General features: G+C 61.6%; 13 protein-coding genes and 1 pseudogene. 8 read left to right on the top strand and 6 right to left on the bottom strand.

The features are described from left to right. Positions 1-382 (bottom strand): BLUF domain-containing protein (locus tag QN413_RS25610; protein ID WP_323499416.1); only part of this gene is annotated, 382 nt, incomplete at its 3' end. Between the two features lie 269 nt (positions 383-651). Here QN413_RS25610 and QN413_RS25605 point away from each other — a divergent pair. The 4 genes from QN413_RS25605 to QN413_RS25590 all read left to right on the top strand — a co-directional run bounded on the left by QN413_RS25605 (position 652) and on the right by QN413_RS25590 (position 6,113). After that, positions 652-1,044 (top strand): PAS domain-containing protein, encoded by a 393-nt coding sequence (locus tag QN413_RS25605; RefSeq protein WP_323499415.1) that lies wholly within the window; start codon positions 652-654, stop codon positions 1,042-1,044. 215 nt (positions 1,045-1,259) lie between these two features. Then, a complete protein-coding gene (locus tag QN413_RS25600; RefSeq protein ID WP_323499414.1) occupies positions 1,260-2,399 on the top strand; it encodes a sensor domain-containing diguanylate cyclase in 1,140 nt (379 codons plus the stop codon). Beyond that, entirely contained in the window at positions 2,356-4,158 is a 1,803-nt protein-coding gene (locus QN413_RS25595; RefSeq protein ID WP_323499413.1) for a bifunctional diguanylate cyclase/phosphodiesterase, read from the top strand. The genes QN413_RS25600 and QN413_RS25595 overlap by 44 nt, the downstream gene beginning before the upstream one ends. A gap of 443 nt (positions 4,159-4,601) precedes the next feature. Then, positions 4,602-6,113 carry a sensor domain-containing diguanylate cyclase gene (locus QN413_RS25590; protein ID WP_323499412.1) on the top strand — a complete coding sequence of 504 codons (1,512 nt, stop codon included), beginning with the start codon at positions 4,602-4,604 and terminating at the stop codon, positions 6,111-6,113. A 308-nt stretch (positions 6,114-6,421) separates the two neighbouring features. On the opposite strand, the gene QN413_RS25585 is transcribed toward QN413_RS25590, so the two are convergent. Next, the gene (locus QN413_RS25585; RefSeq protein ID WP_323499417.1) at positions 6,422-6,577 is read right to left on the bottom strand and encodes a hypothetical protein; all 156 of its coding nucleotides are present in this window, start codon (positions 6,575-6,577) and stop codon (positions 6,422-6,424) included. Between the two features lie 32 nt (positions 6,578-6,609). Then, complete coding sequence (locus QN413_RS25580; protein ID WP_323499411.1) at positions 6,610-7,137, bottom strand: hypothetical protein; 528 nt, start codon at positions 7,135-7,137, stop codon at positions 6,610-6,612. A gap of 293 nt (positions 7,138-7,430) precedes the next feature. Here QN413_RS25580 and QN413_RS25575 point away from each other — a divergent pair, with 293 nt between their 5' ends. Together QN413_RS25575 and QN413_RS25570 are read left to right on the top strand one after the other, a co-directional pair. Beyond that, on the top strand, positions 7,431-7,967 hold the full coding sequence (locus QN413_RS25575; RefSeq protein ID WP_323499410.1) for a heme NO-binding domain-containing protein: 537 nt from the start codon (positions 7,431-7,433) through the stop codon (positions 7,965-7,967). Then, positions 7,951-9,963: a putative bifunctional diguanylate cyclase/phosphodiesterase gene (locus QN413_RS25570; protein ID WP_323499409.1), complete on the top strand. Its 2,013-nt coding sequence runs from the start codon at positions 7,951-7,953 to the stop codon at positions 9,961-9,963. The genes QN413_RS25575 and QN413_RS25570 overlap by 17 nt, the downstream gene beginning before the upstream one ends. A 417-nt stretch (positions 9,964-10,380) precedes the next feature. Here QN413_RS25570 and QN413_RS25565 read toward each other — a convergent pair whose 3' ends face one another. Beyond that, positions 10,381-12,390, bottom strand: coding sequence for a transcriptional regulator (locus QN413_RS25565; protein WP_323499408.1), 2,010 nt, complete (start codon positions 12,388-12,390; stop codon positions 10,381-10,383). A gap of 99 nt (positions 12,391-12,489) precedes the next feature. Here QN413_RS25565 and QN413_RS25560 point away from each other — a divergent pair, with 99 nt between their 5' ends. Both QN413_RS25560 and QN413_RS25555 read left to right on the top strand, forming a co-directional pair. After that, entirely contained in the window at positions 12,490-13,329 is an 840-nt protein-coding gene (locus QN413_RS25560) for a class I SAM-dependent methyltransferase (protein WP_323499407.1), read from the top strand. Between the two features lie 96 nt (positions 13,330-13,425). Next, the gene (locus tag QN413_RS25555) at positions 13,426-14,226 is read left to right on the top strand and encodes an alpha/beta hydrolase (protein WP_323499406.1); all 801 of its coding nucleotides are present in this window, start codon (positions 13,426-13,428) and stop codon (positions 14,224-14,226) included. A gap of 111 nt (positions 14,227-14,337) precedes the next feature. Here QN413_RS25555 and QN413_RS25550 read toward each other — a convergent pair. Continuing rightward, a pseudogene (locus tag QN413_RS25550) lies at positions 14,338-15,253 on the bottom strand (IS5 family transposase); the annotation flags it as partial. A 241-nt stretch (positions 15,254-15,494) separates the two neighbouring features. After that, the gene (locus QN413_RS25545) at positions 15,495-15,728 is read right to left on the bottom strand and encodes a hypothetical protein (RefSeq protein WP_323499405.1); all 234 of its coding nucleotides are present in this window, start codon (positions 15,726-15,728) and stop codon (positions 15,495-15,497) included. Positions 15,729-15,847: the final 119 nt, after the last annotated feature.

Below are 15,847 nucleotides of genomic sequence, written 5' to 3'. Positions count from 1 at the left end.
CAGCTACAACGCCGGCACCCATTCCCGGGTTAAGTTGAGATCGGCAGGGTGGGTCAAGTTGAGATCGGCGCCGACAGGCTATGTTGTTCGCATCCCATTCCAGCAGATGCATTGACCAGTCGGGGAAAGCGCGCCGAGGAAGCGTGCGCCACTCGAGCCGGGTGACATCCGCGTGGCGAATGTCCGACTGGATTCTGGCAAAAAGTTCCTCGACAACGGCTTCTTCACCCTCGAGGTATTGCAAGTACACCCCATCGAGGAAACCCAGGACGCCGGTCACTCCAAGGCCCGGGTTGACCTCGTGGCACCACTTCAGGATGGCGGGCAAGTCGTTACCGGTCTCTAAAACCGCACGACTGACATAGACAAGACGGAACAGCATGGCGCGATGCTGCCAGACGACGAGCGCCGCCGCAATCGAATTGAGGGGCGCGCAATTCTTGTTGGCAGAGCAGCTGTTGGAGACAGCCGCAGCGAACGGCACCGCGAAGGGTGAAATCGGGTTCGACCTACGGCCTCAAGTTTTTGGCCACAGTGCCGAAAACAAAGAGGCGACGGCAGTCGGGCTCATACTTATTCCAACGAGGAGCGCACCCATAGCTGAACGACCGCCGAAATGCACTCCGCCTCTCATTAATTTGTGGACTCTCAATGACACCTATCGTATGCGCCGCCTTTGCTACGCCGGAGCTTTTCGGCACGCTGGACGGGTTCACCGACGCGCAACTGGATGCGCTTGATTTTGGCGTTATCGGCTTCGATGCAAGTGGTGTGGTGCGCCGCTACAACGCGTTTGAGTCAAAAGCGGCTGGACTCTCTCCGCAGCGGGTATTGAGCCAGCCCCTATTTACCGTTGTTGCACCGTGCATGAACAACTTTCTGGTGGCACAGCGCTTCGAGGATGCCGTAGAGCACGGTACAACCCTCGACCAGGTCATCGAATACGTGCTGACCCTGCGCATGCGGCCTGTCAAGGTCCAATTGCGTTTGCTCGCGTCGCCCAGCGGGCTGTTCCGCTACGTTCTTGTCCAGCGCGTGGGCTGAGCGCTCCCCACATGGCTTTTTCACTTGAGGAAGACTACGAGGCGCTGACGCAGTTTTTGTATATCGCACCCATCGGACTGGTGCAGGCGCATACCGACGGCGAGATCGTGATGGTGAATCCGCTGTGCGCCCAACTGCTGATGCCGTTGTCGCGCGATGGCGGTTTGTCAAATCTGTTCACTGCGCTCGAAGGTGTGGCGCCAGACCTTCGGCACATGGCCGCCGCCTTTGAAGGCAGTCATGGCATGGTGTGCGATGCCTTACACCTGCAAGTCAACGCGGGACGTGGCCACAAAGACGCACAAATCCTGTCGCTCAGCCTGCTCAAGCTGGACGACCGGCGACTGATGGCCGTGCTCAGCGACGTCACCAAATCCGTCAAGCGCGATCGCGAACTGCGCCAGAGCCTGGCGTGGATAAACACCATCGTGACCGGCCTGACCGACTACGCGCTGGTGGCGTTGGATGCGAACGGCTGCGCACAGAGCTGGAACCCGAGCATCGGGCGTGTTGCGGGCTTTGCTGGCGAAGCTACGGTCGGACACTCCTATGCAATGTTCTATCCGTTGGACGGCATGTCGGGCGACCGTGCGCTCGACCGGCTGCACGAGGCCGACGACAGCGGCTGGAGCCTCGACGAGGGATGGCGAGTGCGGGCCGACGGGACGCGCTATTGGGGTAGCTGCCTGATCGCACCGCTGCACGTGCCTGGTGATGACCCGTCTGACGAGCGGCAGACGGAGCGTGCCTACAGTCTGATCATTCGCGACATATCCGACCGGCGCGACGCCACCGAGGCGCTGCGGCAGTCGGTTTCGAGCGACCACCTCACCGGACTGGCCAACCGTCGCGCGTTTTTTGACGCAGCGAATCTCGAACTCCAGCGCTGGACGCGAATGTCCAGGCCCCTCTCCGTGGTGATGATCGACGCAGACCACTTCAAGGGAATCAATGATGAACATGGGCATTCCGGAGGAGACGCCGTGTTGCGGCATCTTGCCGCAGGCATGTCGTTTAGCTTTCATGCGATGGACGTCGTCGCGCGGGTGGGCGGAGAAGAGTTTGCCGTCCTGATGCCGGGGATCACACTCGAAGCCGCCGAAGCTGCTGCGCTACGGCTTTGCCGCAGCATTGAAGCGCAAGCCGTCGAGATTAACGGCACCTTCATCCGCTACACGATCAGCGCCGGGGTTGCGACGATGCAAGAAGGCATTGACGGCGTGGACGAGTTGCTGCAACGCGCCGACTCGGCAATGTACCTGGCCAAGTCGAAAGGCCGCAACCGCGTTGAGCGCTGGGTAGGTAAGACCGATGCCGATGGCGATCGCAATCTCGCCAAACACATTCATGGCTGAAGCCGCCGCCGACGAAGCCCTCGTCCAGTTTCTCTATCGCGCACCGATCGGCCTGATCCAAACCACACTCGACGGCACGATCATTCTGATCAATCCGATGTCGGCACAGTTGCTAATGCCGCTGGCGGTCGACGGAGCGCTGGACAACCTATTTGAAGTATTGAAGACCGTGGCGCCCGGATTGCGCAATCTTGCAAACGCGAATGCGCAGCCTGGCGATATCGTTTGCGACGCATTGCCACTGCAGGTCCGGCAGCTCGGCGCAACGCGAGGTGAGCCGCTATTTCTGGGACTTCACATGATGCGGCTGGACGACACCACGTTGATGGCCTGTGTGACGGACATAAGCGTGGTGGTGCAGCGCGCACAGCAGCGGCTGCAGGCGCGGCTTCATGGGCAAAAGCGCGTCGATGCGTTGACATCTTTGCCAAACCGAACGGCGGTACTGGAGCGAATGCACCGGGCGCTAAGTCGGGCACAGGACGAACCTGCGTACGACTTTGCGCTCATGCTCGTCAACGCAGACCGATTCGAACGTATCAACGTAACCCTCGGCCACGCGACCGGTGACGAAGTGCTGTGCCTCATGGGACGCCGCGTGGGAGCGGCCGCGCACGAGTTGGGCGCTTCTCTTGCCTCCGGCACGTCATCGCCCATGGCAGCACGGCTGGGCGCAGACGAATTCGTGCTGTTCCTCGATATGCTTGAAGGCAGTGTGCTCGCTGCGGTCGACGCAGCGGATCGATTGGTCAGCATGTTGCAGGAGCCTTACGCCATCGGCGAGCAGACTGTGCACCTGTCGGCGAGCGTGGGCTTGGTGACAGGCAAGGGCTGTTCTGGCAATGCCGAAGAACTGCTGGAGCTCGCCAGCCTGGCAATGCGCGATGCCAAGCGCGCAGGAGGTGCACGCCGCGTCGTTTTTGAGTCTGAGATGATGGATCGCGCCCGACAGCTCGGCGATCTGGAGCTAGGGTTACGCACCGCGCTGTCCGGGGGGCAACTGTGCACCGAATACCAGCCAATCGTCGCCCTTGCGGACGGCTCAGTAGTGGGAATGGAAGCACTGGTGCGCTGGCGCCATCCGCAACGAGGCATGGTCATGCCGGCCGAATTCATCGCGGTGGCCGAAGCCAGCGGCCTAATCCGCGAGTTGGGCGACTGGATCATCAACGACACCTGCCGCCAACTTGTCGTATGGCGCGCGCTCCTGGGCGACCGGGCACCCCGTACGGTCTCTGTCAATCTGTCGCGAGCGCAGCTTGCCGATCGGAAGATCGTCGAGCGCGTCGCTAACGCGCTTGAGGCAAGCGGGTTGCCGGCTGCCTGTCTGCAGCTGGAAATCACTGAGAGCCTGGCCGCACAAGACACTGCGGTTCAGGCCCGGTTGAGTGAGCTCAGGGGACTCGGGTTGACCTTGGCGCTTGACGATTTCGGGACCGGCTACTCGTCGCTGTCCAGCCTGCACGAACTCCCTGTCGACGTCATCAAGATCGACCGCTCCTTTGTCACCCCGATCGAAACCAGTGCACACCACCGCGTACTCATCGAGGCGATCGTCCACATCGCGCGAAGTCTGGGCATGGTCACGGTAGCAGAGGGTATTGAGACCGCTGGCCAAGCAGCGTTGCTGCGGACGCTCGGCTGTGACAAGGGGCAGGGCTATTTCTACGCGCGACCAATGGCTGCCGAGAGGGCGACAAGCTGGCTTCGCGGGGATGGGGCCACGATCAGTCACCATGTCCCAGTACCGGCGACATGAGATTGCCGAACAGTCGCGCCCATTATTTGACGGCGAAGACGATGAAAACAACGAAATAAGCAACAGGCTGGATATGAGACTGCAGCCCTGCCTCCAGAATCGTCACGCACATGAGTTCTTGCAATCCGGGAGGCGCCCATGTACGCGTCTCCCGACGTCCCGACGTCCCGACGTCCCGACGTCCCGAAACCTGCATTCCGTTTTAACGGGTTAAATTCCACATTTGGTCTGACAATTTGAAGCGCTGTGACAAATTCCGACATGCGTGACATTTAATGGCGTTGTGAGAAAAGTTTGTATTGCCGTACGTTGTTTTTATCTGGGCCTTTCCGCAACACACTTTTTTCTGGCTTACCAAGATGCTTGTAGCTAAAAGTCTCGCTGTTCCTGAGTCGAGCCTAAAACAGCCTGACACTCGTGCGAGCTCGCCTCGCCGAGCGGTAATGGCGATCACGTCGTTCGTGGTGTTCGTGTGCGTGGCACTGCTTGGGGTCAACGTCTGGCTGGCGCTTCAGGCGCGCGATGAAGCCATCCGTCAGGCCACGCTGGCCGACATGAATCTGACGCGGGCGATTGCCCAGCAGATGAACAGCCTTTTTTCCGAAACTGCCAGAATTCTGGACACGGTGGCATTTGAACTGGGGCGCGTGGACGGGGACCCCATCGCTGTCCAACACATGCAGCCCATGCTGGTCAACTATGCTGCGGCGACCGAGCAGCTCCACAGCCTCTCTGTAATGGACGCCCAAGGCCAGCGGATCGTCAGTTCCGAGTCAACCGGCAATGCGCTTGCTAACGATTCCCAGCGGGCTTATTTTACTTACCACCGCGACAGCCTGAGCCTAGTGCGCCATGTGGGCAAGCCCTATCGCAGCCGGGTTGGCAACGTCTGGCTCATTCCGGTTTCGCGGCGCCTCAACGACCTGGACGGCCAGTTCACCGGCGTGGTGCTTGCCACCATCAAAGTGGCCCATATCCAGCAGTTGATGGCGGAATACGAGATTGGCCAGTATGGGGCGCTGTCGCTGAGCCTGTCCGAAGGCGGTCTGTTAACGCGACGTCCGTTTGCTGAGTCCGACATGGACAAAACCGTAGCGGGTACTGCCCAGTTTTTGCTGCTTCAAAAACATCGGTCCGGCACGATTGAGTTCGTCTCGCCCCTCGACGGTGTGGAACGGGTGGTGAGCTACCAATACCTGAAGAACAACCCATTGTTTGTGACCGTGGCGCTGTCCAAGCAGGAACTGCTGCAACCTTGGCGGACCACAACGTATGTTCAGACAGTCTGGATCGTGCTGCTATGTAGCTTTGTGGGCCTGTTGGGCAACAAGGTGGTCCGCTTGATGCGCGACCGACTGCGAGACGAAAATATGTTGCGTATAGCGCGCAACGAGTTGACAGTGACCAACGCGCAGCTGACCCACCTGGCGCACCATGACGGGCTGACCGGCCTGGCAAACCGTCGCTACTTTGACGAAACCCTCATGCAGGATTTCGCGAACGCCCGCAGAACGGGCCGGCCAATGGCACTCATCATGGTCGACGTCGATCACTTCAAACTCTACAACGACATCTACGGCCATCCCGCGGGCGACAGATGCCTACAGGCGGTGGCTTGTTCCATCGCGTCGGCAGTGCGCCAGCCCCATGACTTCGTGGCGCGCTATGGGGGTGAGGAAATAGCCGTGCTCCTGCCCGAGACAGATACAGCAGGAGCGGTCGTGGTGGCTGAGGCTATCTGCCTGACGGTGGCGAATCTGCAGTTGCCCTTTGTCTCCAGTGTTTTGGGTCACGTCTCTATCAGCGCAGGCGTGGCAGCGCAGGTATTCCCTGGCCCCAATGCCGGTGCCGATGAACTACTGGGTGCCGCTGACAGAGCTTTGTACCGAGCCAAAAGGGGTGGCAGAAACCGAGTGGTGACGGAATTTGACCCAGCTGTAAGTGCCGCACTGTGAAAGCTTCCGCAGCGGCGCCGGTCATGTTTGACCTCGAGACTTTGTTTTTGACGCCTATGCCTTTGTAAATTTACAGGGGCTCACTGGTTGGCGACGATTGCTTTGTCCGGCGTGTTGTCTCACGAAGAAACGTTACCCGTTGACCGGCTGTCGTTTCGGGCGTTCTTTTACTCTTCAATTTAATGGTCGAAGGCTGTGGACAGGTGGTCGCAGCCGGAGCGCCACAGGCGCATCGTCCACATGTCCGTAGCCTGCCGGGCGTGAAGCGCCCGGCCCCTCGTCGGCCGCGAAGTTTTTCCGCCGCTGTTTCACACTTCAGCTGGTACCCCGGTCGGCTTGCGGAATCGGCCAAGGATCCTTTCTTTCGCCCGCTCGGCACGCCAGGCTTTGACCCGGCGTTGCAACGTTCGCAGTTGCGCATTGCCAGCATAGGCTTCCGGGAACATCGTTGCCAATCGTTCCATCAACTCCTTGGCCGAAGCGGATGGCTCGGCAATCAGCCAGCCGTCGACGAGCGGCCACGCGTCGGCGAACGGATCAACCTTTGTGCGCCACCAGTGCTTGGCGCCGGGCTGCTTGCATGCGTGGGTCGAGCCTCTCCATCCTTCCACGCCGTGGACAGGCTCTTGAGTAAGGCGTCGACGTCCGGCGATCTCGCCGGCGCGGCACCGCTTGGCACGCCATGCGCTGCGATCTCACTCAGTGGCTGCTGCGCATTCCGAACATCTTGCAGCAACCGCACCGGGTCGAGGCTTTCGAGCTGCGCCTTGAGCCGCGCATTCATCAGCGGTTCAATGGCCGCGTGAGCCAGCAGCCGATCGCAGGGGGTCGCCGGTGTGAAGTAAATCTTGTGAACCTTGGCGCCGTCGCGTGTCTTGGATTTCAGCTTGAACGATGGTTGAAAGAAGTACACGTACAGGCGAGATGAGGCGTACGGCGTCGCCAGGGCCTTCGTCGCTCCAACCCCGCTCAGACGCCCGCAGCCGGCCAGCCTGCGCACGATAGGAACGTCAGCAGTTGGCATTCAGCTTTGTTGCTCAAGCACTCAAGCGCACAGGTACAGCATGGTTGGCAGCGTAAGTCACAAAGAAATTGTTGGGACGGTTCGGTCATGAAGCGCTTCTCCTTGAACTTGAAGATGGTGCGCGACTGGCAGCACAACTACGCCAACCATGCCGGGGCCATAAGCGACATTGCCTTCCACTTCGTCGGCAGAGTGTGATGCGGACTTCACTGCCTAAAATCATGTAACAAAACGTTCGGGACTATGCATCCCGAAGGCATAATCCGAAGATTATCACCCTGGCAAGGCAGCATATGAAGGGCATTGTTTTTAATTTGCTTGAGGAAGCCGTCAGCAACGATTTCGGCGAAGCGACCTGGGACAAGCTGCTCGATGAAGCGGACTTGTCGGGCGCCTACACTTCTCTCGGCAACTATCCCGACAGCGAAGTCGTAGCGCTGGTCGACGCGGCATCTAAAGCGCTGAACCTGCCAACCCAGGACGTGCTGCGCTGGTTCGGCCAGCGCGCCATACCCTCGATGGTTGCTCGCTACCCCGTTTTTTTCAGCAGTCATACCGAAACGCGCAGTTTCCTGCTCACCTTGAACAACGTCATTCATCCTGAAGTTCATAAGTTATATCCCGGCGCGAACACGCCGATGTTCGATTTCGGCGTCGGCGACGATGGCGGCTTGATCATTGGCTATAGCTCGTCGCGCAAGCTGTGCGCGTTGGCGGAAGGCTTCATGCAGGGCGCCGCCAAACACTTCCAGGAGCAAGCCGACATCACGCAGTCACAGTGCATGCTTGAAGGAGCTTCCAAGTGCGTATTACATGTCCGATTCCATTAATGACGCAGCGTCTGCGGTTGCCGACGCCGAAATCGCACGCCTGAACCGACGCCTGCGGCGCGAGTCCGCCGCGCGCCACGAAGCCGAAGCGATCGCTGAACACGGCCTGCGCGACCTGTTCCAGCGGCAGCAGGAAATCGGCCTGCTCGAATCGATTGCTGCGGCATCGAACGAGGCTGACAGCGTTGAAGACGCTATGCGCCATGCCCTCGCCGCAGTATGTAAGTTCGCTGACTGGCCGTTGGGCCATTTACTGCTGGTCGACGGCGACGCCAGCTCGACGTTCGATTCCACGATGATCTGGCATGACGGGAGCGGCGGCCGCTACGATGCGCTGCGCGCACTGACCGAGTCAATCGCATTCGGACGCAGCATCGGATTACCGGGCAGGGTATGGGAAAGCAGCGCGCCAGCATGGGTCAACTCCAACAGTCTCGATGCGAATGCTCATCCGCGTCTGCCGGAAGCGGAGCATGCCGGTCTGCGCTCCCTGTTTGCATTCCCGGTCATGATCGGCACTGAAGTGGTGGCAGTGCTCGAGTTCTTCAGCATGAAACATCAGACGCCCGACGAGGCGCTGCTGCGCCTGATGGGCCAGATCGGTATGACGCTCGGGCGCGTCGTCGAGCGCAGGCGCACCAAGGACAGGTTGATGCACGACGCGCTGCACGACCCGCTGACCCAGCTGGGAAACCGCAAGCTGTTCCTTGACCGCCTGCAACAGGCCCACTTACGCGCCCAGCGCGTGCCGGGCTACCAGTTCAGCGTGTTGTTCATCGACCTTGACCGTTTTAAAGGCGTCAACGACGGCCTGGGGCATCAAGCCGGTGACCAGCTGATCATCGCCACCGCCAACCGCATGACCAATTCGCTGCGCCACATCGACATGATGTCGCGCGGGGAGGGCGATGTTGGCGGCTCCGATTTCGTGGCGCGCATGGGTGGCGACGAATTCACCATCCTGCTCGACAATATCAGCAATCAGTGGGTCCCCGTGCGCATGGCCGAAAGGCTTATGAGTGTCATGGCCGAGCCGTTCGTGCTGGACGAGCAGCAGGTCATCGTCACGGCCAGTATCGGCATTGCCCTCAGCGCGAGCGGCTACACCGACGTGCATAACATGCTGCGCGACGCCGACACTGCCATGTACTACGCCAAGCAGAAGGGCCGCGCGCGCTGGGTCATGTTCGACACCGCCATGCAGGACAACGCTTTGCGCCGCCTGAAGCTCGAATCGGAATTGCGATTGGCGCAGGGCCGTGGCGAACTCTGGCTGGCCTATCAGCCGATCGTCACCCCCCGCGACGGCCAAATACGCGGTTTCGAGGCACTGCTGCGCTGGGACCACCCAGTGTACGGCGCGGTCGGCCCGGCTGAATTCATACCAGTGGCCGAAGAAATCGGCCTGATCGTCGGGATGGGTGGTTGGATACTTCGGAATGCCTGCAACCAACTGCGGACCTGGCAGCAAGACAGCGGGCAGCCGCTGACGATGAGTGTAAATCTGTCGGCGATGCAGCTGTCCGATGATCGCCTGGTCGCGCTGGTCGCGCAGACCTTGAACGAGAGCGGTATTCTCGCTGGCACGCTAAAACTGGAATTGACCGAAAGCGCGGTCATGGCCGACCCTGATCACGCACTCGATATTTTTCGGCAGTTGAGGGAATTGGGCGTCAAGTTATGCCTCGACGATTTCGGCACCGGCTACTCTTCGCTCAGCCAATTGCGGCGCCTGCCGCTCGACACCCTAAAAATCGACCGCTCCTTCGTGACCCAAATGGATTGTCAAGATGACAAGCGACAGATTGCCGAAGTAGTCGTGATGCTGGCACACACCCTGGGCCTGGACGTGGTGGCCGAGGGCGCCGAGACGGCCGCCGAGGTAGCGCTGTTGCAGGGAATGGGAGTCGATTTCGTGCAGGGCTACTACTACTACAAGCCCATGAAAGCTGATGCAGCCGGCGCGGCTTGGCGCGAACAAGGTGTGCTGCGATAAAAGAAGTGATCGACATTATTCTGGTGCACAAGTACGCGCCTTTGGGCACGACTAGGTGCCGGACCGACTGCGCCATGACGGAAGCAGCCCGCCATTTTCCATCACACCCGCCGCCCGAAGGACTGTCCAACTGATTTCCAGCTATCGCAGTGTGCGACTTCATTAGACCAGGACACGTGTAGCAGGGCGCGGATGTTGCGCCCTCCCAACCCAAGTGCTGGCGGTGATTTCTAATGCCGGCCAATGGATCAATGTGTTGCCGCCGATGCCGATTTGAGCCATCTTTGGGCGCCGCAGTGAGCCACTTCCTTGGCACTGGAATTGTCGCTAGGCTTGGCTCTCGGCCCAAATCTCCCGGCTCATTCAAATATCGGCGCCTGGCTCAAATCCGCGTCGGCGCGGACAGCCCAGAATGGTTCATGCGAGGCCTATTCCCACCGCCGCGCGCCGAATCAGGCTCTCGCCGTCGTCAGCAAAGTGAAAGGCCCGCAGGAAGTCGGTCACGCTGTAGCCCGGGTGCTCACGACGCAGGGCTGCAACCGCCTGCAGGGCCTCGTCGTGGCGGCCCGCCAATTCGAGGCAATGCGCCTCGATGCCGCGAATGTGCTGGTGTGCGTTGGGTCGCGCGCTCGCCCGCACGGCCCAGTCGGCGGCCTGGTCCATCCGACCCTGGCGCATCAGCGCCATCGCCCGCGTAGCCAACATGGCAAATAGCATCGGATCGAACGGGCTCAGCTCGCGGGCGTGGTCGGCCGAAGCAATGGCCGCATGGGCATCGCCCGACTGCGAGTGCACGAAAGCTAGCGCGTAATGGCCCTGCGAGAAGTTAGGACTGAGCAGGACCGACTGGTTCAGTTCGGCGAGTGACTCAGCCACCTGTCCGCGCAGCCAGTGAGCGCGGCCCAGGGCCCAGTGGATCGCTGGATCCTGGTCGTCAGCGATGAGGCCTTCGTTGGCATGGCGCCAAGCGAGTTCTGTTTCGCGCGCCCGGTCGCCCCAACCTTGGAAGGCGTTCTGCCAATGCGTGAACGAGAGGCCCGCGTGCGGGCGCGAGAACCCCGGCTCCAGGCGTGTGGCGGTTTCGAACCAGTGGCGGGCTAGTTCATTTTCTTCGCGTCGGAAGCGGTACATGTGCCCCAGGCCCCGGTGGTGAGCTTCCCACGCATCGAGCGAGCCTGGGGGTTTGAGCACGGCGCGCTGACGTTCGGCGAGCTCGACTTGGTCGGCGATGGCAGCCACCAGCTGGTTGCACAGTTCGTCCAGCACGTCGAACGGTTCCGACTCGGCCGCGCTCAGGCTGTCGGCCCAGACTACGCGTGCGCTACGGGTATGGATGAGCTGGGTCGACAGGGCGATCTGCCCGCAGCCTCGGCGCAAAAGACCGGTGGCCACGTAGTCGACATCGAGCACGCGCGCAGCGGCTTCCGCTCCCATGCCCCGCGCCTCAAGTTCGCTAGTGCTGGCCGGGGCGATGACGAACAGGCTGCGCAGTTTGGCCAGCCTCGTTGTGACGTCGTAGGCCAAGTAGCGACCGAAGCCACTCGAACTGCCGTATGGCAACTCCTCGAAGGGCATGACGGCGACCGACCCGCGACGCAGGTGGGGTGGCTCACTGGCGGAGGGCGGCGGTTCCTGCACCACGGTGCGGACCGCCGAGCCGCCGTGGCGCTCACGCGCCAGGCGCCACGCTTGCACAAGGTCTGTTGCGTCCTGGCCTTCGCAGTCGAAGAGTCGGACGGCGGTCGCGAGATGGGCATCGCCTTCGCGAAGCTGGCCGCGCCGCGCAAGCGCGTCGAGCAGGCGCTCGTGCGCGCGGCGGTCATGCGGCAACAGGCGCAGCCACCGGCTCAGGCAGTCCAATGCCTCGGCGGATTGCGGCGGAAAGTGGTCGGCCATGCGCTCCAGCAGGGCAATGTAAAGGCTGCGCCAGCGACGCCGCTCCGCCATCACCCAGTGAGAGTAGATAGGCGCACCGTCGATGTCGAGGCCCGCCAGAAATTCGCCGTCGAAGCCCGCCGCGTGGATGGACGACGCCAGCGTTGCGCTGGAATCGTTGCGGCTGCGGACCTGCGACTCCAACTCGCGTACGTCGATTATTCCGTCGCCCAAATCCAGATGCACGCCATGCGCGTTAGCCAGCACGCGCTTGCGCAGCGGCTCGTCGAGAAGGGCACGCAGCTTCGACAGGGCGCCACGCAACTCGGCGCGAGGATCCGAAGGCCGGTCCCAAAGCATCTCGCAAAGTTGGTCGCGTGACATGGGGCGCGGGGCCAGCGCAAGCAAAGCTAGTAGCGCCCGAGCCTTGCGTGATGGGGGCAGGATGAGCGCCTGCCCGCGGCGCAGCATCGCCATCGGACCGAGCAGGCGGAGCTCGAATTCGGAGGACGACGCAGAGAATTCAACAGTCGTTGCCACGCTCAATTCCACGCGGATTGCAGCGCTCAATGCCACGCCCGAAGCACACAGTTGGCCTCTGTCTCCCGCAAGTGAGGGAGGCTTCGATCCCCAACCCGCAAGGAGCCCGTCATGTCCCCATTATCTTCGCTCACCCCCGCCAGCACAACCGCCGATCTCGCGGCCGTCAAGGGTCGACAGCAGGCGGCCTGGTCCTCCGGCGACTACGCGATCGTTGGCACCACGCTCCAGCTCGTTGGCGAGCTGCTGGCCGAGTCCTGCGACCTGCGCACCGACGAAAAGGTGCTCGATGTCGCAGCCGGCAACGGCAATGCCACGCTCGCGGCTGCGCGGCGCGGCTGCAAGGTGACCTCGACCGACTATGTGAGCGCTCTGCTTGATCGCGGCGCCGAGCGCGCGAAGGCCGAACGCCTCGAGGTGAGCTTCCAGACCGCGGATGCCGAGGCGCTGCCCTTCGCAGCGAACGCGTTCGATGCGGTGCTCTCCACCTTCGGCGTGATGTTCACGCCGGATCAGGACAAGGCCGCGGCCGAGCTGCTTCGCGTCTGCCGACCTGGCGGTCGCATCGGCCTGGCGAACTGGACGCCCGACGGCTTCATCGGCCAGCTCTTCAAGACGCTCGGCCGCTACGTGGCGCCGCCGGCCGGCGTCAAACCACCCTCGGCCTGGGGCACCGAAGCGCGCCTAATAGAGCTGTTCCCTCCCGCCCAGGCGACGATCTCGACCACGCCACGGTTATTTAATTTCCGCTATCGCTCTGCCGCCCACTTCGTCGAAGTCTTCCGCACCTGGTACGGCCCCACCCACAAGGCCTTTAACGCGCTGCCGACCGACAAGGCGGCGGCGCTGGAGTCAGACATGATCGAACTGCTGACCAAGGAAAACCGCGCCGGCAGCGCATCTCTGGTGGTGCCCAGCGCGTACTTGGAGGCGGTCGTCACGCGGCGCTGACCCGAAGAAGGAGCGCCCAGTGGCCCTCTTGCCGATAAAGTTGGGCGGCTTTAAGGTCTCCCTCCCGGAGGTTTACGTGAGCAGCCGAGAAACCAAATGAGCGCCGCGACACCCTATTGGCGTGAGGCCGGCTCCGGCCCTGCGATCGTCTGCTTGCATTCGAACGCCAGTGTGTCGGGGCAGTGGCGCACGCTGATGACGCGTCTGGCGGACCGCTATTGGATGCTCGCACCCGACTTGTACGGGTCAGGTCGGAGTCCGGACTGGCCCTCCGACAGCACCATTACCTTACAGGACGAAGTCGATCTGATAGAGCCGGTGTTGCGAAGGGCAGGCGATCCGTTCGGGCTCGTCGGTCATTCGTACGGAGCTGCAGTGGCCCTGCGCACGGCTGTCCAGTACCCGACCAGAGTGCGAGCGCTGGTGATCTATGAGCCAACCTTGTTCTCGCTGATCGAGATGGAAGGCCCTGCCCCGAACGATGCGGACGGGATCCGGAATGCGGTGGCCGCGGCGGCTACGGCACTGGACGGCGGAGATCGGTTTGAGGCGGCCCGCTGCTTCATCGACTACTGGATGGGGCCGGGGAGCTGGGCCACTACTGCGGAAAACCGCAAGGTCGCCATCGCCGACTCCGTCGTGAATGTTCGACGGTGGGCTCATGCGCTGTTCACCGAACCCACGCCGATTTCGGAGTTTGGCCGACTCCAAATGCCGGTGCTATACCTCACAGGCGGGCGGTCAACTCAGTCTGCCCACGGCGTGGCACGTCGACTGTTAAAGGCACTCCCGAACGTCTCCTGCGTGAATCTTGCCGACCTAGGGCATATGGGGCCGATCACCGACCCCGACGCGGTGAATCGGGTCATCGAGAACTTCCTCCTGCGATCTGTGTAGGCGGTCGCTCAATGCAGAGATGCTCCCACACAAGAAGTCCGTGTCACGCATCGGCAGACTCAGTGTGTGCGCCGCCAGGTTTTCCTCAGATTCCAGACGTTCGTGCGATCGCCCGCGAACCTCCAACAGCGACCTCCTGACGATGACCACATTGGCCAGGCCGAACAGGTTCAATAGCTGTGCCGTGTTCTTGGCCATCCCCTTGTCGCGCGCCTTCCTGTGACGAAACAGGTTCTTGGCCACATGGAACGGATGCTCGACCTTGTCGCGGATGCTGGCCTTCATCTTCTCCGCACGTTCGGCCAGGAATTGGTGCTCGATGAACTCGTTGAGCTTTCTGCGCTTACCCCTCCTGATAGCCAGCGTCACCGAAGGCTGCATGCTCCTCACCATGCAGCAGCGCCCCAGCAACGTTGATGTCGCTTGTGTTGGCTGCCGTGCCAATCACCGTGTGGACCAGGCCCGACTGCGCGTCGAAACCGATGTGCGCTTTCATTCCAAAGTGCCATTGATTGCCCTTTTTGGTCTGATGCATCTCGGGGTCTCTGGCATTGCTAGCGTTCTTGGTCGAGCTGGGTGCCGCGATGATGGTCGCGTCCACGATGGTGCCGGCACGCATCAGAAGTCCCTGTTCGGCAAGGTGGGCGTTGATCTCGTCGAACAGGGACTTGGTGAGGTCGTTGTCCAGCAGCAAGCGCCTGAACTTGAGCAACGTGGTGGCATCAGGCACCGATTCGCGCGACAGGTCGATGCCCACGAAGTCGCGCAGTGCCTGGCTGTCGTACAGGGCATCTTCCAACGCCTCGTCGGCCTGGCCGTACCACTGCTGCAGGCAATACATGCGCAGCATTCGGGGCACGCCGATCGGCTGACGGCCCAAACGCCCACCGGTGGGACGCAGCGGCTCGATCAGGGTGATCAGGCGGGGTCAGGGCACGACGCGTTCCATCTCGGCAAGAAACTTCTCCCGGCGCGTTCGCTTCTTCTTCAATGCGTACGCGGCGCTGGCAAAGCTGCGTTGGTTCATATCCGTTGCCCTTGTAATCTGGTCCTCTCGTGCATGCATGAGGCGTGCCGGGATCGATCAATTGATCAGCGTCTCCTGAAAGGAATACGTGGCGCAGCATTCGCCTAGGTAACTACTTGAGACCCGGCTTGAATGATTTGCGGGCACACCCGGGCATCTGCCTGCCAGTCGAACGCAGCGTTTCAAATGCCCATCATTGTTGCGGCCGGCGGAGAATTGAGAAGTTTGCTGGCGTCTCACATCATTGCCAGCGCTGGCGTTGGATGGTGGCGTATTGCAGCCACTCAATACCGGCATGGGTCAAAGCCGCGCCGGCGCCAACACCCCTCAGGCTTGTCCAACTTCTGGGGGTCAGTTCAAAGCCGGGGCGATTCAAGTAGCCCTGGAAGGTGGCCACCGTGCGGTGCCCCGTCATGGCCATGGCCTCGCCGATCGGCATGTCGCGCAGACCCGCCTCGGTAAAAAGCCGGAGCACAGCTGGCTCGGGGTGCCCTCAGTGCGTAGCGGGTGTCAGGCAGAGACCGGCTCAGGCTGACCAACCAGCGACGATGCCGGGATGCCGAGATTGAGCAGGCGGCGGATCATGGGCATGGT

Source organism: Variovorax sp. LG9.2, from assembly GCF_035018885.1.
GTDB lineage: Bacteria > Pseudomonadota > Gammaproteobacteria > Burkholderiales > Burkholderiaceae_C > Variovorax.
The sequence above is the reverse complement of the archived record's forward strand: the minus strand, read 5'-3'. Positions and strand labels throughout refer to the sequence as shown.

Bases quoted from the DNA above. Each gene is read 5' to 3' on its own strand.
- QN413_RS25605 (WP_323499415.1), top strand. From the start codon at position 652: ATGACACCTATCGTATGCGCCGCCTTTGCTACGCCGGAGCTTTTCGGC.
- QN413_RS25600 (WP_323499414.1), top strand. From the start codon at position 1,260: ATGGCCGCCGCCTTTGAAGGCAGTCATGGCATGGTGTGCGATGCCTTA.
- QN413_RS25595 (WP_323499413.1), top strand. From the start codon at position 2,356: ATGCCGATGGCGATCGCAATCTCGCCAAACACATTCATGGCTGAAGCC.
- QN413_RS25590 (WP_323499412.1), top strand. From the start codon at position 4,602: ATGGCGATCACGTCGTTCGTGGTGTTCGTGTGCGTGGCACTGCTTGGG.
- QN413_RS25585 (WP_323499417.1), bottom strand. From the start codon at position 6,577: ATGGAACGATTGGCAACGATGTTCCCGGAAGCCTATGCTGGCAATGCG.
- QN413_RS25580 (WP_323499411.1), bottom strand. From the start codon at position 7,137: ATGCCAACTGCTGACGTTCCTATCGTGCGCAGGCTGGCCGGCTGCGGG.
- QN413_RS25575 (WP_323499410.1), top strand. From the start codon at position 7,431: ATGAAGGGCATTGTTTTTAATTTGCTTGAGGAAGCCGTCAGCAACGAT.
- QN413_RS25570 (WP_323499409.1), top strand. From the start codon at position 7,951: ATGTCCGATTCCATTAATGACGCAGCGTCTGCGGTTGCCGACGCCGAA.
- QN413_RS25560 (WP_323499407.1), top strand. From the start codon at position 12,490: ATGTCCCCATTATCTTCGCTCACCCCCGCCAGCACAACCGCCGATCTC.
- QN413_RS25555 (WP_323499406.1), top strand. From the start codon at position 13,426: ATGAGCGCCGCGACACCCTATTGGCGTGAGGCCGGCTCCGGCCCTGCG.